Annotated in this window: 18 protein-coding genes; 10 read left to right on the top strand and 8 right to left on the bottom strand. The window is 61.8% G+C overall.

The window, feature by feature from the left end; all coding sequences use genetic code 11:
- Positions 1 to 4: 4 nt before the first annotated feature.
- Positions 5 to 550: a glutathione peroxidase gene (locus ACFPN2_RS03820; protein ID WP_380595137.1), complete on the bottom strand. Its 546-nt coding sequence runs from the start codon at positions 548 to 550 to the stop codon at positions 5 to 7.
- Between the two features lie 25 nt (positions 551 to 575).
- On the opposite strand from ACFPN2_RS03820, the gene ACFPN2_RS03815 reads away from it, so the two are divergent.
- A complete protein-coding gene (locus ACFPN2_RS03815) occupies positions 576 to 2,138 on the top strand; it encodes a phospholipase D family protein (RefSeq protein ID WP_380595135.1) in 1,563 nt (520 codons plus the stop codon).
- Between the two features lie 6 nt (positions 2,139 to 2,144).
- Here ACFPN2_RS03815 and ACFPN2_RS03810 read toward each other — a convergent pair whose 3' ends face one another.
- Both ACFPN2_RS03810 and ACFPN2_RS03805 read right to left on the bottom strand, forming a co-directional pair.
- Positions 2,145 to 2,948 carry a hypothetical protein gene (locus ACFPN2_RS03810; RefSeq protein WP_380595133.1) on the bottom strand — a complete coding sequence of 268 codons (804 nt, stop codon included), beginning with the start codon at positions 2,946 to 2,948 and terminating at the stop codon, positions 2,145 to 2,147.
- A gap of 16 nt (positions 2,949 to 2,964) precedes the next feature.
- The gene (locus ACFPN2_RS03805; protein ID WP_380595131.1) at positions 2,965 to 3,651 is read right to left on the bottom strand and encodes a DUF3313 family protein; all 687 of its coding nucleotides are present in this window, start codon (positions 3,649 to 3,651) and stop codon (positions 2,965 to 2,967) included.
- Positions 3,652 to 3,798: 147 nt separating this feature from the next.
- Here ACFPN2_RS03805 and ACFPN2_RS03800 point away from each other — a divergent pair, with 147 nt between their 5' ends.
- The 8 genes from ACFPN2_RS03800 to ACFPN2_RS03765 all read left to right on the top strand — a co-directional run bounded on the left by ACFPN2_RS03800 (position 3,799) and on the right by ACFPN2_RS03765 (position 15,369).
- Complete coding sequence (locus ACFPN2_RS03800; RefSeq protein ID WP_380595129.1) at positions 3,799 to 4,335, top strand: RNA polymerase sigma factor; 537 nt, start codon at positions 3,799 to 3,801, stop codon at positions 4,333 to 4,335.
- Positions 4,328 to 5,362, top strand: coding sequence for a FecR family protein (locus ACFPN2_RS03795; protein ID WP_380595127.1), 1,035 nt, complete (start codon positions 4,328 to 4,330; stop codon positions 5,360 to 5,362). The genes ACFPN2_RS03800 and ACFPN2_RS03795 overlap by 8 nt, the downstream gene beginning before the upstream one ends.
- A gap of 92 nt (positions 5,363 to 5,454) precedes the next feature.
- Complete coding sequence (locus tag ACFPN2_RS03790) at positions 5,455 to 8,034, top strand: TonB-dependent receptor (RefSeq protein WP_380595125.1); 2,580 nt, start codon at positions 5,455 to 5,457, stop codon at positions 8,032 to 8,034.
- Positions 8,034 to 9,971, top strand: a complete 1,938-nt coding sequence (locus tag ACFPN2_RS03785) for a serine hydrolase domain-containing protein (RefSeq protein WP_380595123.1) — start codon at positions 8,034 to 8,036, stop codon at positions 9,969 to 9,971. The genes ACFPN2_RS03790 and ACFPN2_RS03785 overlap by 1 nt, the downstream gene beginning before the upstream one ends.
- 21 nt (positions 9,972 to 9,992) lie before the next feature.
- Complete coding sequence (locus ACFPN2_RS03780) at positions 9,993 to 10,991, top strand: dipeptide epimerase (RefSeq protein ID WP_380595121.1); 999 nt, start codon at positions 9,993 to 9,995, stop codon at positions 10,989 to 10,991.
- Positions 10,988 to 12,283 carry a peptide MFS transporter gene (locus ACFPN2_RS03775; protein ID WP_380595119.1) on the top strand — a complete coding sequence of 432 codons (1,296 nt, stop codon included), beginning with the start codon at positions 10,988 to 10,990 and terminating at the stop codon, positions 12,281 to 12,283. Before ACFPN2_RS03780 ends, ACFPN2_RS03775 begins: the two co-directional genes overlap by 4 nt.
- A gap of 110 nt (positions 12,284 to 12,393) precedes the next feature.
- Positions 12,394 to 13,689, top strand: coding sequence for a conjugal transfer protein TraF (traF, locus tag ACFPN2_RS03770; protein ID WP_380595117.1), 1,296 nt, complete (start codon positions 12,394 to 12,396; stop codon positions 13,687 to 13,689).
- A gap of 21 nt (positions 13,690 to 13,710) precedes the next feature.
- Positions 13,711 to 15,369 carry a hypothetical protein gene (locus tag ACFPN2_RS03765; RefSeq protein ID WP_380595115.1) on the top strand — a complete coding sequence of 553 codons (1,659 nt, stop codon included), beginning with the start codon at positions 13,711 to 13,713 and terminating at the stop codon, positions 15,367 to 15,369.
- 43 nt (positions 15,370 to 15,412) lie between these two features.
- Here the strand turns inward: ACFPN2_RS03765 and selB are convergent, their stop codons facing one another.
- Genes selB through fdnG form a run of 5 tightly spaced genes read right to left on the bottom strand, consistent with a single transcriptional unit; the run spans position 15,413 to position 22,893 of the window.
- Positions 15,413 to 17,305, bottom strand: coding sequence for a selenocysteine-specific translation elongation factor (gene selB, locus ACFPN2_RS03760; protein ID WP_380595113.1), 1,893 nt, complete (start codon positions 17,303 to 17,305; stop codon positions 15,413 to 15,415).
- Positions 17,302 to 18,240 (bottom strand): formate dehydrogenase accessory protein FdhE, encoded by a 939-nt coding sequence (gene fdhE / locus ACFPN2_RS03755; protein ID WP_380595111.1) that lies wholly within the window; start codon positions 18,238 to 18,240, stop codon positions 17,302 to 17,304. The genes selB and fdhE overlap by 4 nt, the downstream gene beginning before the upstream one ends.
- Positions 18,209 to 18,874 carry a formate dehydrogenase subunit gamma gene (locus ACFPN2_RS03750; RefSeq protein WP_380595109.1) on the bottom strand — a complete coding sequence of 222 codons (666 nt, stop codon included), beginning with the start codon at positions 18,872 to 18,874 and terminating at the stop codon, positions 18,209 to 18,211. The genes fdhE and ACFPN2_RS03750 overlap by 32 nt, the downstream gene beginning before the upstream one ends.
- Complete coding sequence (gene fdxH, locus ACFPN2_RS03745) at positions 18,867 to 19,781, bottom strand: formate dehydrogenase subunit beta (RefSeq protein WP_380595107.1); 915 nt, start codon at positions 19,779 to 19,781, stop codon at positions 18,867 to 18,869. Before fdxH ends, ACFPN2_RS03750 begins: the two co-directional genes overlap by 8 nt.
- Positions 19,782 to 19,791: 10 nt before the next feature.
- Positions 19,792 to 22,893 carry a formate dehydrogenase-N subunit alpha gene (gene fdnG / locus ACFPN2_RS03740; RefSeq protein ID WP_380595105.1) on the bottom strand — a complete coding sequence of 1,034 codons (3,102 nt, stop codon included), beginning with the start codon at positions 22,891 to 22,893 and terminating at the stop codon, positions 19,792 to 19,794.
- Between the two features lie 188 nt (positions 22,894 to 23,081).
- Here fdnG and napE point away from each other — a divergent pair, with 188 nt between their 5' ends.
- Positions 23,082 to 23,225 carry a periplasmic nitrate reductase, NapE protein gene (gene napE, locus ACFPN2_RS03735; protein WP_380595103.1) on the top strand — a complete coding sequence of 48 codons (144 nt, stop codon included), beginning with the start codon at positions 23,082 to 23,084 and terminating at the stop codon, positions 23,223 to 23,225.
- Positions 23,226 to 23,228 lie beyond the last annotated feature (3 nt).

Here is a 23,228-nt window from a genome sequence, read left to right as displayed (position 1 = left end):
ATCGTTACTTTTTCGCGAGCTCCGCATCGATCGCTTGTAACAATGCCGGATCGTTGGCGGTCGTGTCCGGCGCGAAGCGGGCCACGACCTGGCCCTGGCGATTGACCAGAAACTTCTCGAAGTTCCACAGCACGTCGCCGGGCGCGCCGGTGTCGATGCCATAGCCTTTGAGGCGTTCGCGGAACGGTCCATCGCCGGTGGCGGCCGGCTGCGCACGCGTCAGGGCGGCGTAGAGCGGATGTTGATCGGCGCCCTTGACCGAGATCTTGGAGAACAGCGGGAAGTGCACGTCGTAGGTCAGCGAGCAGAACTGACTGATCTCGGCGTCGCTGCCGGGCTCCTGCTCCTTGAAGTTGTTGGCCGGAAAGCCGAGCACTTCCAGGCCTTGCGCACGCTTGTCCTGGTAAAGCTTTTCCAGGCCCTCATACTGCGGGGTGAGGCCGCATTTGGAGGCGACGTTCACCACCAGCAGCACCTTGCCGCGATACGCCGCGAGCGTGGCGTCCGTACCTTCGATGCGCTTGACCGGGATATCATAGAGATTGCTCATGTCGGGGCTCTCAGGGGACGTAAGGTTGGAGCACTATAAAGTGCAAGTGCGGCGCTTCATAGCAATAGTAGGCCTGGGATTCTTGCTGGCGTATTTCGGGGCCTGCGCTCAGCTCGATCCGCGGCCGGCACTGCCTGAAGAGCAGGCGTTGGCGATTGCCGATGACACGCCGCTGGATCGGGCGACGGCTCCGTTCGAGGCGCGCTATCCCGATCAATCGGCTTTCCGGCTGGTCGTCGAGGGCACCGAAGCGTTTGCCGTTCGTGCCCAGACCGCGCGCATGGCGCAGCGGAGCATCGACGTCCAAAGTTATATCTGGCATGCCGATCTCACCGGCATGTATTTCGCCAATGAACTGCTGCGGGCGGCGGATCGCGGGGTCAAGGTTCGCGTGTTGCTCGACGATGTCGATGCACGCAGAAACAATGACGCGATTGCCGCGCTCTCGGCGCATCCCAACATCGAGATCCGCACGTTCAATCCGTTCGCCTCGCGCAGTGGCACGTTCAGCTTGATAGCGGAAGGGTTGAGCAGCTTCTCGCGCATCAACCGACGCATGCATAACAAAAGCTGGATCGCGGATAACCGGCTCGCGGTGGTCGGCGGTCGCAATATCGGCGATGAATATTTCAGTGCCAGCGACGAAGTGAACTTCGTGGACCTGGACTTCGCGATGGTCGGTCCGATCGTGCGTCAGGCCTCGGCGTCCTTCGACGAGTATTGGAACTCGTCGTCCGCATATCCCATGGAAGTGCTGGATCCGGACAAGGTCAGCATCGACGCGCTGAATCGGCTGCGGCCCAAGTTGGCCGCGCATGCCGCGAAGGCGGAGCAGAGTCCTTATTCCCAGGCGTTGCGAGAGAACGATGCGATCCAGCGCATGATCGGCGGCGACTGGCCGATGCAGTGGGCGCACAAGTATCAGTTCGTGGCGGACGATCCGAACAAGGTCACGATGAAAGAGCGGGACGCCAATCGCGCGCAGGTCGCGACGGCACTGGTCCCGCTGGCGCAGGCGGCGCAGTCACGGTTGTCGATCATCTCTCCTTACTTCGTTCCAGGCGACCGTGGCACAGAGGTGCTGACGGGGGCGGCGCGTTCCGAGCGCAGCGTTCGCGTGCTCACAAATTCTCTGGTGGCGAACGACGTGGCAGCGGTGCATGGCGGTTACTCGCGCTACCGGGAGCCGTTGCTCAGTGCGGGAGTCCAGCTGTGGGAGCTGAAGCCGCTGACCGATGGCAAGAAGGAATCCAGCTTCTTTGGCTCATCCGGTGCGAGCTTGCATACGAAAGCGCTCGCGGTCGACGGCCGCGCGCTCTTTGTCGGCAGTTATAACCTCGACCCGCGCTCCGCCTGGTTGAACTGCGAGCAGGGCGTGCTGGTCGAGAACGATGAACTGGCGTTGCAGTTGGAACAAATCTTTCAGAAGGAAACGGACGGCGCATACGCGTGGCGCGTCTCGCTGGAGGAGGGCAAGCTGTCGTGGAGCGATGGCAAGGAACGTCTCAGCAAGGAACCGGACGCGTCGCTCGGCCGTCGCTTTCAGGCTTGGTTCGCGCGCACGTTCCATCTCGACGCGCAATTGTAACGCCGCTCACTTCGTCGAGCCGAATCCCACGACCACGCCGGCCCACGGCCCCTTGTAACCGAAGTCGAACGAGCCGTTCCAACTATCCTTCCTGGCGTCGACGTCCATCTCGTAATAGTTGTAGCCGACGTACATCGAGAAGTGCTGTGCCGGGCCCCAATAGAAATTGAGCGCGGCGTTGTTGAGCGAGCCGTCGATGCCTTCGAACTCCAGACGGAAGATCTGGGCGAGGACATCGAACGCGAAGTGCTCGCCGAGGCGGCGTTGATAGACGATGCCAAGCACCGGTAACGGAACGTCCGTATCCGTTTCGGCGCGGACCGAGCCCGTCGCAGTATCCAGTCCGGCCTTCACCTTGGTGTAGTGAACGCCGAACTGTCCGAGCAGCCGTTGGCGGTCGTCGGCGATGAACGCGTAGCCGTAGCTCAGTCGCAGCACGTCGGTTTCGAACAGGCTGTTGACGGTGCTTTGCACGGGGAAGGTTTGATCGCGAAAGTTGATGTCGCGCTCGATGGTATTTGTGCCCCGGCGGCCCAGCTCGAAATACAACAGGTCGAGGCTGTGCCGGCGCGCGATATTCCAGGTCATGCCGCCGGCGAACAAAGTCTCACGATCCTTGAGGTTCAGGTCGGATTCGAAATCGATCGAGGTGCCGACGCGTCCGCCGTTGCCGTTCGCTTTGGCGGTCGTGTCGATGTCGGGCCAGAAGCCCGCTGCACTGAAGGAGTAGCGATGATCGAAAGGATCTTCGGACTGCGCGAGTGCGGCGCTGGAGATGAGAAGACAGCAAAGGAGCACACGAATACGCATGGTGTGCCTCCGTCAATCAGGTGGTTTTACCGCGCGAAGCGTCCAGTGCGTTTCTGAGTGTATCGGCCCAGCTGCTGATGACTCGTCGCGCATCGGCGGTGTTGGTCACCGTATTGGTCCATTGCCACATCATATCGTTGCCCTGGCGTCGATCGAACGCGCGGGCCAGCAACGTGCCGGTGACTGAATCGCGCAGCTCGGCGATCAACGTCATTTCGCCGGAGTCGGCCGTGTAGGTGCGCACCCGTCCGGCGGTCTGCATAGACACATCGGGCGCGGTGATATAGAGATTCACGATGGCGGGACGCACTTCGAGCACGTCGGCCGCCGGCTCATTGACCAGCTGATAACCGCCCTTGGTCTGCAGCTCGTTGACCATCACTTCAGCGAATATTTCCGCGAGCCCCTGACGAATTTTCTCGCGGTCGGGCTCATTCATCCGGTACAGATCGGAATCCTGCTCGGGTTTCCAGTTCTTGCTGAACTCCACATACACCGGCCGCACCAGCAGCTTGTTGTATGGAGTCAGGTTGGCCCCGGGGCGCTTGTACACCGCGTCCACACCCTTCACCTCGGCGCGCTCCAGACCTTCCTGGGTTGACAGCTCATCGATGGGCGATTGCTTGGTGGTCTGGCAGGCGATGAGCCCGCACATAGCGGTCGCCGACAGCAGCACGGTCAGAATGGGAGGAGGACGCTTCATCGTTTCCCTTATAAGCGTGGGTCGACGCCGGGCCATCCGTGCAAGGGGACGGAAAATGTGCCGATTTCGGCGGTGGGGAGGGGGAGGATTTAAACTATCGCCCAGTCTTACGCGCACCGGAATTGCGCCTGAAGGTGCGCAAGAGTTATGTCCAACGTTGAGCAACAGAATCGACTGGTGGAATGGTTTCGCCGCTGGCGGACGCCGCTGCGTCGATTCCTGGCGAGCCGCAACGCCGTGCGGCCGGCCGATTTCGACGACGTGGCGCAGGAAGTCTTCCTGCGTCTGTTGCGTTATGACGCCGCCCAGATCGTCGAGCATCCGCAGGCCTACCTGTTCAAGATGGCATCGAACGTCGCGGCCGAGTGGAGCATTCGCTCCAGCAACCGGCTGTTTCACGAGCCGCATTGGCTGGATTCGCTGGCCGCGGAGGACAGCCCCGAGCGGACCCTGGATTCCGAAGTCGCGCAGCTCGAGATCCTGCGTGCGCTCAACACGCTGTCACCCCGCGAGCGCGCCATATTGAAGCTTTATTTCGAGGAGGGCCTGACCCAGCCGGAGATCGCCACCCGATTGGGGGTCTCGTTCCGGATCGTGCGACGTGATTTTGAAAAGAGCTACGGCAAGCTACGACGCGAGCTCAACGATGAACTGACCAGAGCGCTCCAGCATGGACATGAATGACCGGCGCACGCGCGCGACCCACGAGGCCACCCAGTGGTGGAATCGGCTCAGTATTCTGAAGCAGACCGAAGTGTCGCAGTCGGACCGCGAATCGTTCACGGAATGGTTGCGGGAATCGCCGCTGCACGTCTCGGAGTTTCTGCGCATCGCGCATGTTCACGACTCGCTCGAACGTTTCAATTTGTGGGATCAGGTCGAGGTCGGCGCGATCGACGAGCCCGGCAACGTCGTCCAGCTGCGCGATGACGACGAGCCCGTCGTCGAGCAATCGAATCGTCCTGTTGAAGTCCGCTCGCGAGTTCGGCTCTGGGCGGTGGCCGCAAGCGCCTGCATGATCGCCATCCTCGGCGCGTGGTTCGCGCTCGGCCTCCGGGGTGACCTGATCGAGTCGAAGCAAGCCGAGCGGCGCCAGGTCATGTTGGAAGACGGCACGGTCGTGCAGCTCGAGCCCGAGACCCGGCTACGAGTGAAGTACGAAGACGAGCTGCGTCGAGTCGAGCTCGAGCAGGGACGCGCGCTGTTTCGAGTGGCGAAGAATCCGCAGCGGCCCTTCGTGGTGAGCGCGGATGAAACATCGGTACGCGCCGTTGGCACCGCGTTTGGAGTGGAAACCGGATCGCGAGGCGTGGTCGTCACCGTCGCCGAAGGCAAAGTGGCGGTGGCCGATTCTCCGAAAGCGCGCTCGTCCGGTGCCGAAATTTTTCTGACGGCCGGACAACAAGTCATCGTGCCGGACTCCGGCACCGTCGCGCCCGTGCGTGCGGTCGATACCACGCGGGCACTGGCCTGGGCGCAAGGTCAGCTCGTATTCGAGAACGACACGCTCGCCGACGTGGTCCAGGAGTTCAATCGTTACAATCGAGTGCAGCTGAGTATCACCGATGCGCAGCTCGCCGCCCGCAAAGTCAGTGGCGTGTTCGACGCCACCGATTCGGAAACCTTGCTGGCCTTCATTCGCCAGAGCGGTAACGAGGTCAACATCACCCGGACCGAGGCAGGGATTGTCATCGGCACGCCCGCTCGATGAAGGTTGTCTCGATGCCTCGGGGGGAGGAATCGAACCGTCGTCCAGTCTTCTGCCTGCCCACATATTCATGCTTGATAAGGGCGGGGAAGATCATGCGGATCAGCGTGGCCGCGGCGCTTGCGTGCGTCGGCGTCGTGAGCGTTTCATTGGCGGCGGAATCCACCGCCGCTGTGCTTCGGCACAACCTGCATATTCCCCGGCAGCCCCTCGACGTCGCGTTGAAGGATCTCGCGCAACAGACGGGGCTGCAGATCGTTCGTTTCAGCGATGCCGTGAAAGGCGACGCCCTGGTCGGTCCTCTCAACGGTAATTACTCCGCCGAACAAGCGCTGAAAGAGTTGCTGGCACCGACGGGCCTGACGTATCGCCCGCTCAACGATCGCGCATATATCGTCGTCACGGCGCAAGAGCTGACGCAGAAGAGCGGCGCCGTGACCTCCACGCAAGACAACCTCTCGTTAGCGGAAGGGGTTGCCGCCGCTACGCAGGCGTTGCGTCTTGCTCAGGCAGAGCAGAGGGGCGCGATCAGCGCTCAATCCACTGCGAGCACGCCGGCCGGTGCGGCGGCTTCGTCGAACGAAGTCGCAGCGCTCGAGGAAATCATCGTCACCGCGCAGAAGATCGAAGAACGTCTGCGCGACATTCCGATGTCGATCACCGCGATCACCGGCCGCGATCTGCAAGCGCTCGGCGCCACGCAGTTCGTGGACTTCGCGAACACCGTGCCGAGTTTGAACTTCACCAGCAGCGGTGTGGGGCAGACGCAGGTCAATCTGCGAGGTATTACGAGCGGCTATAACGTCTCGCCGACCGTCGGTATTTATGTAGACGATGTGCCGTACGGCTCCAGCACGGCATTCGTAGCGAGTGCGCAGCTGGCGCTGGATGTCGGCCTGTTCGATATGAGCCGGGTCGAAATCCTGCGCGGACCACAAGGCACACTGTATGGCGCGAGCACGATGGGCGGCCTGGTCAAATACGTCACAAACGCGCCGGATACGACAGCCTATGGCGGCAGCGTGCGAGCCAATGTGTCCAGCACTGAGGACGGCGGGGTCGGTTACGACGCGTCGAGTGCCGTCAATATTCCGTTGGCCGATGACAAAGCCGCGTTGCGCATGAGCGGCTTCTACATGCACAACGGCGGCTACATCGACAATCTCACGCTTCACGACAAAGACGTCGATCAGGCGGAGTTGTATGGTGGGCGCGTCGACTTCCTGTTCGCGCCGACGGATCGTTTGTCGGTGCGGGTAACTGCGTTCGCACAGGACATCGACCGCGACGGCTCGATCGCCGCCGACTTCAATCGCACCACGGGCGTTGCTATCGATGGCGAGCTGGATCAGCGCCGCCAGATGCCCGAGACTTTCGAGCAGAGTTTCCGCCTGGCAAGCGCCACGGTGAAGTACTCGTTCGATTTCGCCACGTTCACGTCGATCAGCAGCTATCAAACGGTTCGCAGCGATGCCATTACCGACTTCTCGGCGTTGTATGTGCCGGCGTTCGGTGGGCCGAGCGTGTTCAGCGCCATCGGCCTGGCGCGCAACGCCGATGTGGACAAGTTTACTCAGGAGGTTCGCTTGTCCGCCTCGGGCAACGTGGTCGATTGGTTGGTTGGCGGCTTCTACACCAACGAGGACAGCGAACAGTTCCAGCAATTGCAGCCGCGAGATCCGAGCGGTACGCCGTCGCCCGTGGATCTGCTGACTTTGACCATCCCAAGCAAGTACGAGGAATACGCGGCGTTCGGCAATCTCACTTTCCATTTGACAGACAAGCTCGATGTCACGGGCGGCGTTCGCTATGCCCACAACGAACAACAGCAGAGTCAGGTGGGGTCGGGTCGGCTGGTGAATCCGGTGCCCACGCGGCGGGCCAGCGACAGCGTGCCGACGTATCTCGCCAACATTCGTTATCGCGTAACCGACAACTTCATGCCGTACCTGCGCTTCGCCACGGGCTATCGACCGGGCGGACCCAACGCAGAGATCAACGATCTGGAGGGTCGACCGCTTGCAGCGCCAACGTTCGATGACGACAAGCTCACCAGCTATGAAGCGGGCGTCAAGTTCGGCAGCGCCGACCGCCGTTTCAACGCCGATGTTTCGTTGTATCACGTCGATTGGGACGATATGCAGATCACCGCCATCCGCGGCGGTCTCGGTCTGATTGCCAATGCCGCGAAGGCCCAGAGCGAAGGCGTGGAGCTCACGCTGACGGCGCTGCCAGTGCGGGAGCTCACTCTGATGGGCACGTTTGGCTACACGAATGCCGAGCTGGCCGCGGACGCGCCAGACCTCGGCGGTGTGAAAGGAGAGTCCTTGCCGGATACACCGGAATTCACAGCGGCGCTCTCGGCCGAGTATCGCTTCGACGTGAGCAACCACGAAGCATTTGCCGGCGGCACGATTCGTTACGTCGACGACCGGAATGCGAACTTCAATCAGAGCGTGGGCATGCCGCAGTATGAGCTGCCGGACTACACGGCCGTCGATCTGCGCACCGGTCTCACCGTGGGTAGCACACGCTTCCAGCTGTTCTGTAAGAACGTCACCAATGAGCGCGGTCAGCTCTCGGCGATCACCGGTACGTCGCTGGCGGGCGGGCCGGCGAACGTCAGTATCTTGCAACCAAGGACCTATGGCCTTGGCGTCGATGTGAGCTTCTGATGATGCTCACATCGTTGAAGAAGGCCGCCATCGCGGCGATCCTGGTGTGCGTGGGTCACACGCTGGCGCTTGCCGATAGCGCGCCGGCACTGACGAAATCCGATGTCGATGCATGGCTCGACGGATACGTTCCGTACGCGCTCGAGCAAGGCGACATTGCGGGAGCGGTAGTCGTCGTCGTCAAGGATGGGAGCATCCTGACGCAGCGAGGTTTCGGCTACGCCGATCTGGAGACCCGCGAGCCCATGGATCCGGAGCGCACGCTGATGCGCGTGGGCTCGATCTCGAAACTGTTCACGTGGACGGCATTGATGCAACTGGTCGAGCGCGGCCAGGTGGCACTCGATGCCGATGTGAACACATATCTCGATTTCAAGATTCCGCCGCTCGATGGCCAGCCCATCACTGTGCGCAACTTGATGACGCACACGCCGGGATTCGAAGAGCAGATGAAGAACGCGCTGAGCTACGATCCTGCGACGGCGCCCAAGTTTGAAACGCTTCTGAAGCAGTGGATTCCGAAGCGGATCTATGCGCCCGGAACGACGCCTGCGTACTCGAACTACGCGACGGCGCTCGCCGGCTACATCGTGGAACGAGTCTCCGGCACGGCGCTGGAAGATTACATGGACGCTCGCATCCTGCGTCCGCTCGGCATGACGAGCTCCACCTTTCGACAGCCGCTGCCCAGTGAGTTGCAGCCGAGAATGGCCAAGGGATACGCCGCGGCTTCCGGGCCGGCACGTCCGTTCGAGATCGTCGGACTGGCACCGGCGGGCGCGTTGTCGGCACCTGCCACCGATATCGCGCAGTTCATGCTGGCGCATTTGAATCAGGGACGGTTGATCGAGACAGAGATTCTGCGGCCGCAGACTGCCGAGCTGATGCACGGCACGCCGCTGACCATTCTGCCTCGCGTGGATCGCATGCTGCTGGGCTTCTGGGAAGCAAACTACAAAGGCCGGCGAGTGATCGGGCACGGCGGCGACACGCAGTGGTTCCACGGTGACTTGCGACTCTACATCGACGACGGCATCGGCATGTTCGTCGTGTGTAGCAGCATGGGCAAGGGCATGGCCGCGATCGACATGCGTATCCAGCTGTTCGAATCGTTTGCCGATCGATACTTGCCGGTGCCCGAGTGGACCGCGGGGCCGGGCGTCGATGAGCAAACGGCGCGCGTGCATGCGCAACTCATCGCCGGTCGTTACCTGAGCTCACGACGCTCCGAGTCCAGCTTCATGAGCCTGCTCGCGCTCGCCAGCGGCGTCGACGTTACGGACTATCGCGATGGCACGATCGGCGTGTCGATGGTCCGCAATGGCTCGGGCACGCCGCGACGGTGGCGCGAGGTTGAGCCGTTCGTGTGGCAGCTCGATGGCAGTTCCCGTTTGCTGTCTGCCGAAGTGCGTGATGGAGCGGTGGCGCGCTTCTCATTCGATGAGGTGTCGCCGTTCATGATGTTCGAGCGGCCGCCGGCATCGAAGCCGGGCTGGCTGCTGCCTGCATTCCTTGCTTCTCTGGTTGCGATGTTTGCAACCGCCGTCGCCTGGCCGGTGAGCGCGCTGATGCGCCGTCGTTATGACGTCAAGGATGTTCGCTCGGCACAGGAGATCAAAGCTCATCGCTGGCTGCGAATCGCGGCGATCGCGACGATCGCGATGTGGCTGGCGTGGGCGGCGACGATCGGCACGATGATGTCCGACCTGTCCAATCTCACCCAAAAGGTCGACGGCTGGCTGTGGACGCTGCAGGCGATTTCCATCGTCACGGTGCTGGGCGGTGTGATCGCCGCGCTATGGCATGCGATTCGAGCCATCCGCGGTTCGCGGCGCTGGTATTCGAAGGCATGGGCCGTAGCGATGGTGTTGGCTATGGATGTGAGTCTGTGGCTCGCCCTCGCTTTCAACGTGATCGGATCCGGCGTGAATTATTAGATCGGCGGCGCAGGAGTACGCATGGAAATCGAGGTTCGAGTCGAACGGCTGCCGCTGCGTGCGCCGGTTCGCATCACGGGTTACACCTTCATCGAAGTGCCCGTCGTTGTAGTCGAGCTGCACGATGAAGAGTTTGTCGGGCGAGGCGAAGCGGCCGGCATCTACTATCGCAGCGAATATCCCGAGCGGATGGTCAATCAGATCGAGGCGATCCGTCCGGTGCTGACTGCGGGTGCAGATCGAAGCATGCTCGCGCATCTTCTGCTCCCGGGCGGCGCACGTAACGCACTCGATTGCGCGTTCTGGGATCTTGAAGCAAAGCGTGCGGGTCGTCCGGCGTGGCAGCTCGCCGGGTTGCCGTCGCCCAAGCCGAAGATCACCACTTACACGCTTGGTGCGGACGATCCAGGGGCAATGGCGGAACAGGCGCGGGCGTATTCGCAAGCGCGTGCACTGAAACTCAAGCTGACCGGCGAACCGATCGACGCCGAGCGCGTGAAAGCAGTACGCGCTGCGCGTCCCGACGTGTGGATGGGGGTCGATGCGAATCAGGGCTACGACATCAACTCGCTGCGAACCATGATGCCGGCGTTCATCGCAGCCGATGTCGGTTTGATCGAGCAGCCGGTTCCTCCGGCGTTGGATAGCGGGTTGGCGGCCGTGCAATCGCCGATTCCCATCGCCGGGGACGAGAGTGTGTTGTGTCTCGCCGACTTGCCGCGCAGTGTCGGTCGCTTCGATGTCATCAACATCAAGCTCGACAAGTGCGGCGGCCTGACGGAGGCACTGGCGATGGCCCGCGTCGGCAGGCAGCTCGGCTTCAAGGTGATGGTAGGCAATATGGGCGGCAGTTCGCTCGCGATGGCGCCTGGCTTCCTGCTCGCGCAGTGGTGCGATTTCGTCGATCTCGATGGCCCGCTGATCCTGGCGCAGGATCGTACGCCCAGTGTGATCTATCAGGACGGTCAGATCTCGTGCCCGCAATCCTTGTGGGGCGATGCTGTGGCGAGTCACGCATGAGCACGAGTCAGGCCACCTGGTTCGGTCAGCCGCGCGGACTCACCATCCTGTTCCTGACCGAGATGTGGGAGAAGTTCTCCTTCTTCGGCATGCGCACGCTGCTGGTCTATTACATGACCAAACAATTGCTCATCGGGCAGGAGCAGTCGTCGCTGATCTACGGTCTGTACGCGGCGTGTGCTTATCTCACTCCGATCGCCGGTGGATACATCGCGGATCGTTGGCTGGGCACGCGACGCGCCGTGATTGCGGGCGGCGCCATCATGTCGCTGGGACACTTCATGATGGCCTCTGAGAGTTTGTTTCTACCGGCGCTCGCCACGATTGCGCTCGGCAATGGCCTGTTTCTGCCCAATCTGCCGAGTCAGATTCACGGCCTGTACGACGAGCGCGATCCGCGCCGCGGACCTGCGTACAACCTTTATTACGCCGGTATCAATCTCGGCGCGTTCATAGCGCCACTCATCTGCGGAACGTTGGGCGAAGTGTACGGATGGCACTATGGATTCGGTGCCGCGGGCATCGGCATGCTGCTCGGATTGATGATCTACGTTGCGGGTGCCAAGTACCTGCCGCCGGACTCGCCGCGGACTGCCACCGACAAGAACGCCGAGCGGTCGGGTGATGTGAAGCGACAGATGATTCTGCTCGTGAGCGTCGCGCTGGTCGTCGTGGTGTACCGGGGCGCTTACGAACAGCTCGGCAACACGTTCGCGCTCTGGGCCGATCAGGGCGTGGATCGTCAGATTGCGGCCGGACTGACCATTCCGATGACCTGGTTCCAGTCGCTGAATCCGATGTTTGTATTTCTACTCACGCCCGTGCTGGTCGTGTATTGGACTCGAGCCGGCCGCCGGGGTCGTGATCCATCGCCGCTCGCCAAAATGGCGATGGGTTCTGCGCTTGTCGCGGTCGCGTATCTCATGTTGGCGCTCGTGCTCAGTGTCCACGTTGGCGTGGTGAGTTGGGCGTGGGCCGTGCTGTTCGTCTTTCTGTTGACGGCAGGTGAGTTGCTCATCCTGCCCACGGGCCTCGCGCTGTTCGGTCAACTGGCGCCGCGACGCTTCGCGGCGACCGTGATGGCGCTGTGGTTTCTCGGCTCGTTCGGCGGCAATTTGTTGGCCGGTGTGCTGGGCTCGCTCTGGAGTGCGATGAGCGCTGCAGCGTTCTTTACGCTGATGGCTGTGACCGCGGCGTTGGCCTCAGCGCTGTTGCTCCTCATTCGAGGACGCGTTGCAGGTTTCCCTGAATCCGGTGCCATGGAGATTCCGCAGCCTCGTCATACATCGTGATCAACGTCTAGTTTCTACTGACAAAGACCCCGCTCGCGCTTCAGTTCGGTGCAGTTGCTGCCGCCTCGTATGCAACGAAAACCATAACGAGTGCAGTGGAGGTCTTTCTAGTGAAGAGTGTTGTCATCGCGGCCGCAGTGAGCGCGGCTCTATTCTCCTGCGCGTCGTTCGCCGCGCCGGGATTCGTCGATGCGGGGCCGAACCTTTCGGATAACGGTGCCTCGGGCGCCTGGACCGCGCTGTACGCCACGCGCAACCCGGCCGGCTCCGAATTCGCAATCGCGCCGGACGCGTCGTTCCGACTCGGTATTCTCAGCTCGATCGGCATCGGCATGGAGGTCGGCCCGGTCGACAACTTCGCCGACGAGATCGATGACCTGATCGATGCACTGGACAGAGATGACCTGACCCTGTCCGAAGGCAACGCGCTGGTCAATCGCTTCAATTCCATTCTGGGGCCGCTGAGCCGCGACGGTTACGTGAAAGTGCACGGCGGCGTGCAGGTGCCATTGTTCCCGATCCTTTATCGCAGCAACCTCGGCGTCTTCACGCTCGATGCGAATATCAGCGCGCAGGCGCGTCTCGGATTCCTGGATTCGCCGCTGACCTACAACTCGGTGTCTGAAGAGGTCGAGACGGCTTCGGCGGCGTACATCAAAGCAGGGCGGGTGGATGAGATTGCGCTCGGCTTCAGCCGCCCGGTCTGGCAGCAGCCCGGACGACGGCTGATCGTCGGCGGCAACCTGCGCTATCTGCAGGCCACGCTCAGTAAAGAAGTCGTGGCGCTGGAAGCGATCGACGAAGACGATGACGTGGAAGACGTGCTCAAAGACAGCTACGACGTGAACGAGCACAAGTCGAGCAACGTGACCGTGGATGTCGGTGCCATCTACGACGCCTCCAATTATCGCGTCGGCGTGACGTTCGCGAATCTGACCGAGCCCGACTTCGAGTACGGCGCCATCGGGAGCAATTGCGGAGTGCTGAGCGGCAGCGCGCAGTACAACTGTTTTACCGCCGCTTACTTCAGCAATCGTATCGCTCTGAACGAAACCTGGACGCTCGAGCGTCTGGCAACGCTGGAAGGCGCGGTGTTCTTTGCGTCCGGCAAGGGCTCGCTCGCGGCCAGCGTCGATCTCAACGACGTGCACGATCCGGTCGGCGATCTGAACCAGAATCTCAAGGTGGCGCTCGGCTACAAGACACAAACCAATTGGCTGCCCGATTTGCGGGTGGGCTATCGCAAGAACCTGGCGGGCAGCGAGCTGAGCAGCGCGTCGCTGGGCTTCACTTTCTTCGGCGCCGTGCACCTCGACGTTTCGTGCGCCCTGGAATCGACCAATATCGACGGTAACTCCGTGCCGAGAACGGCGGCGTTCAACCTCGGCTTCGAAATGGGTTATTGATCAAGCACGGAGAGAATCAGAATGAAAATTCGCAAACAGATTCTGGCGGGAGCAATCGCCAGCAGCATGATGGGACTGGCAGCGTGCGGTGGCGGCGGCAAAGGCACGCAGGACACCGGCACCAATGCGAGCGGCAACAGCGCCGGCTCCAGCAGCAGCCGCGTGTTTTATGCCCGCGCGGTCGACGGCTATCTTGCCGGCGCATCGGTGTATGTCGATCAGAACGCCAACGGTAAGCTCGATGCATTCGAGCCCCGCGCACTCACGGACAGCGAAGGTTATTTCTCCTATAACCATCGCACCGGCGCCGACTATTGCGCGGACGGCGGACTGAATCAGTACTGTCTGCGTGGCGCGATCGCCGCCAACGCTGAAGTGATCATCCGCGTGACGGGGGGCTATGACACGGTCACGCAGCTGCCGTTCAAGGGTGTGCTCAGCCTGCGCTCGAGCGATTTGGACCGCGACGATCTGCGCCTGGTGACGCCACAGACCAGCATGGTCGCGGATTCATCGTCGAATGCGCAGAGCAAGCTCGATGCGTTGATTGCAGCGGGCGTGCTGGATAATTCGTTGAATGACGACTTGCTGGCCGGCGGCAACATCGAGGCGATGAGCCGCGCGCAGATCGTGGCGATCATTTCGCGCGTCATGGGCGAGGTGGGCAATCTGTCGGTCGGTCCGGCGACGTTCCAGGACGTTGAGAGCTCTGCCTGGGCGACCGGCTATATCGCCATGGCGTCGAAGCTCATCGAGGTAGGCCCCTCGCAAACGTTCGAAGCGACCTTCGGGTCTGCCGAGACGTTGGCTGAGATTGCCCGCCGGACCCTCTATTCGGCGCAGAATCCGGGGCAGGCCGTGCCTTCCACGTATGAACTGCCGAATCCGAGCTCCTTCGAGCCGCTGTTGCAGGTCACTGCGGATCTGGTCGCGCTGAACGAAGAGATCGTCGCCGCCCTGCAGGGCGCGGGCACGCCAGAAGACATGAAGGCGATCCTGCGCTTGCAGATGGTGGCCGCCGAGCGTGCGTTGGCGAATCCGAGCGATCCGCAGCTGGACAATCTGGCCGATTGGGTTCGCAACCAGCTCGCGCAGGGCAACGGCCTCGGCACCGACCTCGCCGCGCTGGGTGAAGACAACATCGATCTGAGCACGCTGATCGCACCGAGCTTCGCGTTCGATCCGAACTCCAACTCAATCAGCGCCAGCGCGAAGATTCCGGCCGATGCGGCGACGGCCTTTGCGTCGCTGGTGAATACGGCGTTCTCGGTCAGCCTCGACAAGCGCGATGAGCAGGGCGATGCCTTGTTCTTCGTCAGCGGCGCGGTCAACGCCCGGTCGGGCGATATCAAGGTCTGCGTGCGCTATCGCAGTGATAACGGCGATTTCGATACCACGAGCAACACCGATCCGAACGGCGCACTGCTGGTCGGCGGTCATTGGAGCCTGCTGGACGATCACACGCTGACATTGAGCATCGATGTCGCCGGCGGCGTGCGTTCGCTGCTGCTCAAGGCGGTGGGCACGAATGCCTCGGGGCTCGACTATCGCTTCGACTTCGGCGATGACCTGTCCGATTGGAGCGGCGCGGCGCCTGCCGGCTTCACGGCCGGTTCGGTGCCGGCGAGCGATGCGGCTTGCAGAACGTCGCTGATCGAGCGCTTCGGTCAAATGACCTGATCGCAACGAAGGCAGGGCTCGCGATGAGCCCTGCCTTTGTTTGTTAGTGGGGATGCGGCATCCAGCCGCTGTCCTTGCGCAGGACGTGCTCGTCCTGAACGCGTCGTGTGTAGCCGACGCGATCGAAGAACTCCAGAATCTGAATGGTCCGTTTGCGGCCGAGCCCGATCGCGTCTCGATAGCGTGCGGCATTCACGCTGCCTCGTTCGTGAGCCAGCGAGGCGACCACGCCGGCGAGCGTGTCGACGCGATCGCTGTCGTAGAACAGGTCATGCACGATCTGACAGACGGCGCCGCAGGCGACTTGCTTGCGAAGAATCTGCCGCACACGATCTTCGGGCTGTTTAACGGCCGTGGCGAGATCTCGCACCCACGGAGGTTCAGGCCGCGCTTGCACGATGAGCGATTGCAATTGTCGAGCGAGGTCCTGGTCGCTCTCCGAAAGCGCGGCGGCGTGGTGGGGCAGTTGTAACCACGGGCCATGGCGGACGATGGAACCGTCTTGCGTGAGCTCATCCACGAGCGTAGTCCAAAGCGGAACGGGCATATCTGGTCGAGCGATACGACGCAGCCTGCCGCTGTCGGGGCCGGGATCGTCGGGAAACTCGACATGAAATTCACGCAGGGCGATCAGTGCGTCTTCGCGTAACGATTCCCACGTCGACGTCGGCATGACGAACGTCTCTCTGACGACAGCGTCCGCCGGAATCGTCACGTGCGCCGAAGCAGTCAATCGCTGCAGATCCGCCATGCTCACGCCGTACGGCGAGCTGGCCAATAACTGCGACAGACCTTCTCCGGCAAGTAGCTTTTCAACCGCGTCGAGATAACGCAGACGTTGATCCGAACGGCGTTTACGAGACGGCGCGGAGGCGTCCAGAACGATGCCACCGCCAATCGTATGAGCCGCCTGCGCGTCGCGAATGATGAATCGATCGCCGGGAAGCGCGCACATCGGCGTTTCGAACACGAGCTGGGCCCGCGTCGATTCTCCCGGTCGAAGATCTTCCGACTCCAGCAACATCAGGTGCGCAGTCGCGTGCGCGGCGCCGAGGTGCACGTGAATCGTCGCGCCTGTCGTAAGTTTCGGCTTGCCCTGCGCTAACAACTGAACGCGCGCGTCGATTCGCTTGGTTGAAACGAGCACGCGCAGATCGCCGAGCCAGTCGCCACGTGAGATCGCGCTCTTTTCGACGCCAGCAAGATTGAGTGCACAGCGCTGACCCGCGACGCCGCTTTCACTCGGATGATTCTGTGCGTGAATACTTCGCACCCGAGCCGAGAAGTTGCCGGGCATCACAACGACGTTGTCGCCGACCTGAACTCGTCCCGAGAATACCGTGCCCGCGACAATCGTGCCGTGGCCGGGCAGGGTGAAGACGCGATCCACTGCCAGACGGAAGAGACCTTCGTCCTTACGTGCCGGCATGCTCATCGCCACCGAGTGCAGGTGCTTGCGAAGCGCCGCTGTGCCTGGATCATCTGCAGACATCGCCTTCACTGCGAACAGAGGAGCATTGGCGAGCGGCGTGTGTTGAAGCAGCTCTCGTATTTGTGACTCCACTTCGCGCACCCGCGCTTCATTCACTCGATCCACCTTGGTCAGCGCGACCGCACCTCGTGTGATGCCGAGCAGCTGAAGTACCGCCAGATGCTCGCGAGTCTGCGGCATGACTCCATCGTCCGCCGCTACGACGAGCAGTGCGAAGTCGATGCCGCAGGCGCCGGCGACCATCGTATGGACCAGTCGCTCGTGACCCGGCACATCGACGAAGCCGAGCACATCGCCATTGGGCAGCGGTGTGTAGGCGTAACCCAGCTCGATGGAAATGCCGCGGGCCTTCTCTTCTTTCAGCCGATCGGTGTCGATCCCGGTCAGCGCGCGGATCAGCGAAGTCTTGCCATGATCGATGTGCCCGGCAGTGCCGACGATCATGGCTGCTGCCACAACAGCGGATTGGGGCTGGCGCGACGATAGCCGCCGTCGCTCAACAGCAAGTCGAGAGTCAGGCTCGCGAGATCGTCCGCGATCGGCTCGACCGCGGGATCATCTTCCTGATACAGAATCTTTCGATAGGCGTGGCAGGTGTCGCAGCACTCGGCACGAATGCTCCGCGGTCCATCCTCGATGGACTGATAGCTGATGCCTTCGGTGGTCTGGCAATGGCTGCATTTCACCCGGACCATGTGCCACTCAGTCGAGCACAGGGCGCAGTGTAGATAACGCAGTCCTTGATGTCGTGAGTCCGCGCGCACGATGCTGGCCACCGGCAGCGTGCCGCAGGTCGGGCACACGCCGGGAACATCGAGCTCATGGACGGCGTCGATGTTTATTCGGCTGGCAAGGGCCACCCAATACACTTGCAAAGAAGCCAGGATGAACGGCGCGGTCGCTGTGTCGACTTCCGATGGCTGTACGGCCAGCAAATTATCTGCCTGCGCTTCAAGCTGCTCCGCCGTCATGGCGCACAAGTGATCCGTGACCAACAGCACTTGATGGGGAAGATTCGGCAGCGCTGTGAGCGAGCCGCAGATGGATGCCAGCGATTGTCGCCACTGGGCCTCGCGCTGCCAGCTGGCCACCGACACGAGCGGCATGTGAAATGCCCGGGCGTGGGCAATGTGCTCGTCGTCGGGCAGGGCGGGTGGCCTGGAATCGATGCTTTCCAGGGCGGCCTGCTGCGCATCGGCGAGATGCGCCATGAGGTGCAGATAATCACGGATGGCATGTCCGATGGCGCCGCCTTCGCTCTGGTCGCGCAGGCGCTCGGCGCGAGCGGAGAACACGCGCGCACGATCGGGGAGGCGCAGTCGAGGAATGTCTCGCTGCGCGAAGCTCTCAATCTGACCGGGTTCGAGGATGCGTTGCATGGATCTTTTCCCGGAACCAGGCGCGGTGATGTTTCCACGCCCAGCCAGGCGTCACGGTACCACGCGTCATGGCCGCAATCGACCCCTTCACCCAAAAGGCGGCATAGATGTGGACGACGATGGCGCAAATCATCACGAAGGCGCTGACCGCATGCACGACCGCGGCGGCCCGAACGACGCTCGCCGAGAAGTACATGGAAAAATACTGACGCCAGATGACGATGCCGGAAAGTAGCAGGCAGAGAACGCAGATCACGAACACGAAGAACAGCAGCTTTTGTCCGCCGTTGTAACGACCGACCTCCGGCGCGCGGGCCTCGCGGTTATTGAGGATGTCGCGTCCCTGGCGCAGCCATTGCCAGTCGCGACGTTCCATCGTGTTGAACTTCCACATCGTCGCCGCCAGCAGCGTGAAGAAGATCGCCAGGAGCACGCCGAGGAACGGATGCAGGATTCGGGTCCAGGTCCCGCCGCCCAGCAAGCCGCTCAGCCAGTAGAGCGCGGGATGAAACAACGCCAGTCCGGAAATGGCCGTCACGATGAACACGATCGCCACCGTCCAATGATTGGTGCGCTCGTTGGGCGTGTAGCGCTCGAGGGTGCGACGACCGGGGTCACTGGTGGTATCAACCATGGCGAGTCCGCTCCGTTTCTTGTGCGGCGGCCTGCTCGTCGCTTTCGTGCGTCTCATTGCGGCCAACGCGGATGAAGTGGAAGAAACCGGCCAGCGCCGTCAGCGCGATGCCGGCCAATGCCAGCGGCTTGGTCACGCCTTTCCACAGTCGGGTCGAGGTGCTGATGTGCGGATCCACGGGCAGGCCGTTATAGAGCTCCGGCTGATCGGCGTGATGAAGCACGTACATCACATGCGTGCCGCCGACGCCTGGCGGATCGTACACGCCGGCTTGATCGAAGCCGCGCGATTTCAGATCTTCGACTCGCTCGGCGGCGTGCTCATGCATGGCTTCTTTGGTGCCCCAGACGAGGGCGCCGGTCGGACAGGCCTTGATACAAGCGGGCTCCAACCCGACGGCGACGCGGTCCGAGCACAGCGTGCACTTGTATGCTTTGTGATCTCGCTTGGAGATGCGCGGGATGTTGAACGGACAGCCGGCGATGCAATAGCCGCAGCCGATGCAGTTCTCCTCATGAAAATCCACGATGCCGTTGGAGTACTGCACGATGGCGCCCGGCGCGGGACAGGCTTTGAGGCAGCCGGGATCGGCGCAGTGCATGCAGCCGTCCTTGCGAATCAGCCATTCCAGGTCGCCGCCCTTGGCGGGGTTTTCGTACTCGGCGAAACGCATCAGCGTCCAGGACTGATCGGTGAGGTCGTGCGGATTCTGATAGCCGCCGACGTTGGTGCCGATCTCGTCGCGCAGATCGTTCCATTCCATGCACGCGACCTGGCAGGCTTTGCAGCCGATACATTTGGTCGTGTCGATCAGCTTCGCGACCGTGCCGGTTTGCGCCCGTCGCGCGATCGGCGGGTGAGTGGTGGTGGCGGAGCGTCGAACGATATCGAGTGACTGTAGCGCCACGATGAGCTCCTCATGTCTTCTGGTCGGAAGGTGCCGGGGCACCGTCGACCTTCTCGACTTTGACCAGGAACGCTTTGAACTCCGGTGTCTGCGAATTGCCGTCGCCGACGAAGGGCGTGAGCGTATTGGCGATATAGCCGGGCCGCGCCAGACCGGTGAATCCCCAGTGAATCGGGATGCCGACGGTGTGCACGGTCTTGCCATCGATGTTCAGTGCCTTGATGCGCTTGGTGACGACCGCGACCGCTTCGATGTGACCTCGATTCGAGCTGACTCTCACACGGTCGCCCGCTGACACGCCGATCTGGTCGGCCAGCGCGGTGCCGATCTCGACGAATTGCTCCGGCTGAGTGATCGCATTCAGGCGGACATGTTTGGTCCAGTAGTGGAAGTGCTCCGTCAAACGATACGTCGTGGCGACGTGCGGGAACTTAGTCGCGTCGCCAAGTGCATCACGATCCGCTTTGAAGATACGCGCGGCTGGATTGCTGACGGCTCGCGGCTCGTTGCGACTGAGCAGGTTGTAGCCCAGTGGCGATTCGAAGGGTTCATAATGTTCCGGGAACGGTCCTTCGACCATGTTGCCGCGAGCGAAGAAACGCGCGACGCCTTCCTGATTCATGATGAAAGGTCCGATCCCGAGTGCCGGATCGTCATCCACTTTGTAGTCCGGTGTATCCGAGCCGATCCACTGCTTGCCGTTCCATGCGACCAACATGCGCTCCGGATTGAACGGTTTGCCATTGGTATCGCAGGAGGCGCGGTTGTAGAGCACCCGACGATTCGCGGGCCACGACCAGGCCCAGTTCAATGTCTGGCCGATGCCGGTGGGATCGGAGTTGTCCCGTCGCGCCATGAGGTTGCCGTTCGGTCCCCATGCGCCACAGAAGATCCAGCAGCCGCTGGCCGTCGTGCCGTCGTCGCGCAACTCGCCGAAGCCGGCCAGTTGTTCGCCGCGCTTGCGAAGTACCTTGCTCGTGTCTTTCGGATCCATCAGATCGGTCAGCGCCTGGCCGCAATATTCCTTGGCCAGCTCCTCGGGCGTGGGCTGGTTGGGACGGATGTAGCGCCACGACAGATTGAGGATCGGATCGGGATACGCGCCGCCTTCGAGCTCATAGAGCTTACGCATTCGCGTATACAGCTCGGCCATGATCTCGATGTCGGTGCGCGCTTCGCCCGGCGGTTCGCCGCCTTTCCAATGCCATTGCAGCCAGCGTCCTGAATTGACCAGCGTGCCGTCCTCTTCGGCGAAACACGTGACCGGCAGCCGAATGACTTCGGTTTGAATCTTGCTCGAGTCGACATCGTGGTGGACGCCGAAGTTGCGCCAGAACTCCGAGGTCTCGGTGACCAGCGGATCCATGATCACCAGATACTTCAGCTTCGACAGCGCCGCCGTCATCTTCGCTTTATTCGGCGCGGCGGCGAGCGGATTGAAGCCCTGCGCCAGGTAGCCGTTCATCTTGCCCTGATCCATCAGGTCGAAGACCTGCAGCATGTCGTACAGCTTGTCGATCTTGGGCAGATAGTCGAACGCCCAGTGATTCTGGGCGGTGGCGGCATCGCCCCACCAGGCCTTCTGCAGACTGACAAAGAACTTCTGGAAGTTCTGCCAGTAGCTCATCTGATTCGGTCGCAACGGCTTCTGAGCGCGCACGGCCACGTATTTCTCGTAGTCCTGCTCCCGGTCGAAGGGCAACGAGATGTAGCCGGGCAGGGTGTTGGAGAGCAGGCCCAGATCGGTGAGGCCTTGAATATTGGAGTGGCCGCGCAACGCGTTCATGCCGCCGCCGGAGACGCCGATGTTTCCAAGGAGCAGCTGGACCATGGCCGCGCAGCGGATCATTTGCGATCCGATCGAGTGCTGAGTCCAGCCGAGCGCATACATGATCGTCATGGCGCGCGTCGTGGTCGCCGTGGACGCGATCATTTCGCAAATCTGCTGGAACTTCTCTTTCGGCGTGCCACATACGCGCTCGACCATTTCAGGGGTATAGCGCGAGTAGTGTTGTTTCATCAGATTGATCACGCAGCGCGGATGCGCCAGCGTCGGATCGGTTCGCGCGAAGCCATCCGCGCCCATCTCGTATTCCCAGCTCGTTTTGTCGTAGCTGCGCTTCTCGGCGTTGTAGCCCGAGTACAGGCCCTCGTTGAATGCGAAGTCCTCCCGCACGATGAAGCTGGCGTCGGTGTAATTGTTGACGTAGTCGCGCTGGATCTTGTCGTTCGCCAGCAGATATGTGATCACGCCGCCGAGGAACGCGATGTCGGTGCCGGGGCGGATCGGCGCATACACGTCAGCGACCGACGCGGAGCGGGTGAAGCGCGGATCGACGACGATCAGTCGCGCCTTGTTGTGTGCTTTGGCTTCAGTGACCCACTTGAATCCGCACGGGTGTGCCTCGGCGGCATTGCCACCCATGATCAGGATCAGGTCGGCATTCTTGATGTCGACCCAGTGATTCGTCATCGCTCCACGGCCAAACGTCGGGGCAAGACCTGCCACCGTCGGGCCGTGTCACACACGCGCCTGATTGTCGAACGCCAGTATGCCCAGACTGCGAATGACCTTGTGCGTGATGTAGCCGGCTTCGTTACTGCTCGCCGAAGCCGCCAGCATGCCGGTGGTCAGCCATCGGTTCACGGTCTGGCCTTCGGCGTTCCTGGCGATGAAATTGGCGTCGCGGTCCTGTTTCATCAATCGGGCCACGCGCTCCAGCGCTTCATCCCAGGAAATGCGTTGCCAGCGATCCGACCCGGGCGCGCGGTATTCGGGATATTTCAATCGATTCGGACTGTGCACGAAGTCGATCAAGCCTGCGCCCTTGGGACACAGGGTGCCGCGATTGACGGGATGATCGGGATCGCCTTCGATATGAAAGATGCTCGCTTTGGCGTTTTTCGCTTTATCGCCGAGCGAATACATCAGCAAACCGCAGGACACCGAGCAGTAGGGACAGGTATTGCGCGTCTCGGTGGCGCGGGACAGCTTGAACTCACGAACTTCGGCCAGCGCTTCGCCCGGCGAGAACCCCAGCAGCGCCAGGCTGGAGCCCGCCAGCGTACTGCCGGTGATCGCCAGGAACTGGCGCCTTGTCATATCGCTCATGGAAGAGACTCCTGTGCGTGCATGACGTGGGTGGACTGAGTTTATGCCTGCAGGGAAGGGCCCGCAATGCGCCGCCTTTTCAACGGCTCGCTCCGTGACTCCTCGGGGTCGCTCTCGGAAATCCGTGATTCCTCCCTACGCAATCACCGAATACAAAGTCACGGGACTCAAGGGGTTGGAAGAACGAGATGCAAGTCGAGAAACGGCGCGAGCTGGCCGTGTTCATCTTTTTGACATTCATTGTGGCGCCGATCCTGTCGGTGCTGATCGTGGCTGGCTACGGCTTCGCGGTCTGGATGGTTCAACTCATCGCCGGTCCGCCATCCGTGTAACAC

It is taken from the genome of Steroidobacter flavus, from assembly GCF_042651805.1.
In the GTDB taxonomy this organism is placed as follows: Bacteria; Pseudomonadota; Gammaproteobacteria; order Steroidobacterales; family Steroidobacteraceae; genus Steroidobacter; species Steroidobacter flavus.
Note: the sequence above shows the minus strand (reverse complement) of the source record. Positions and strands in the feature narration are given on the sequence as shown.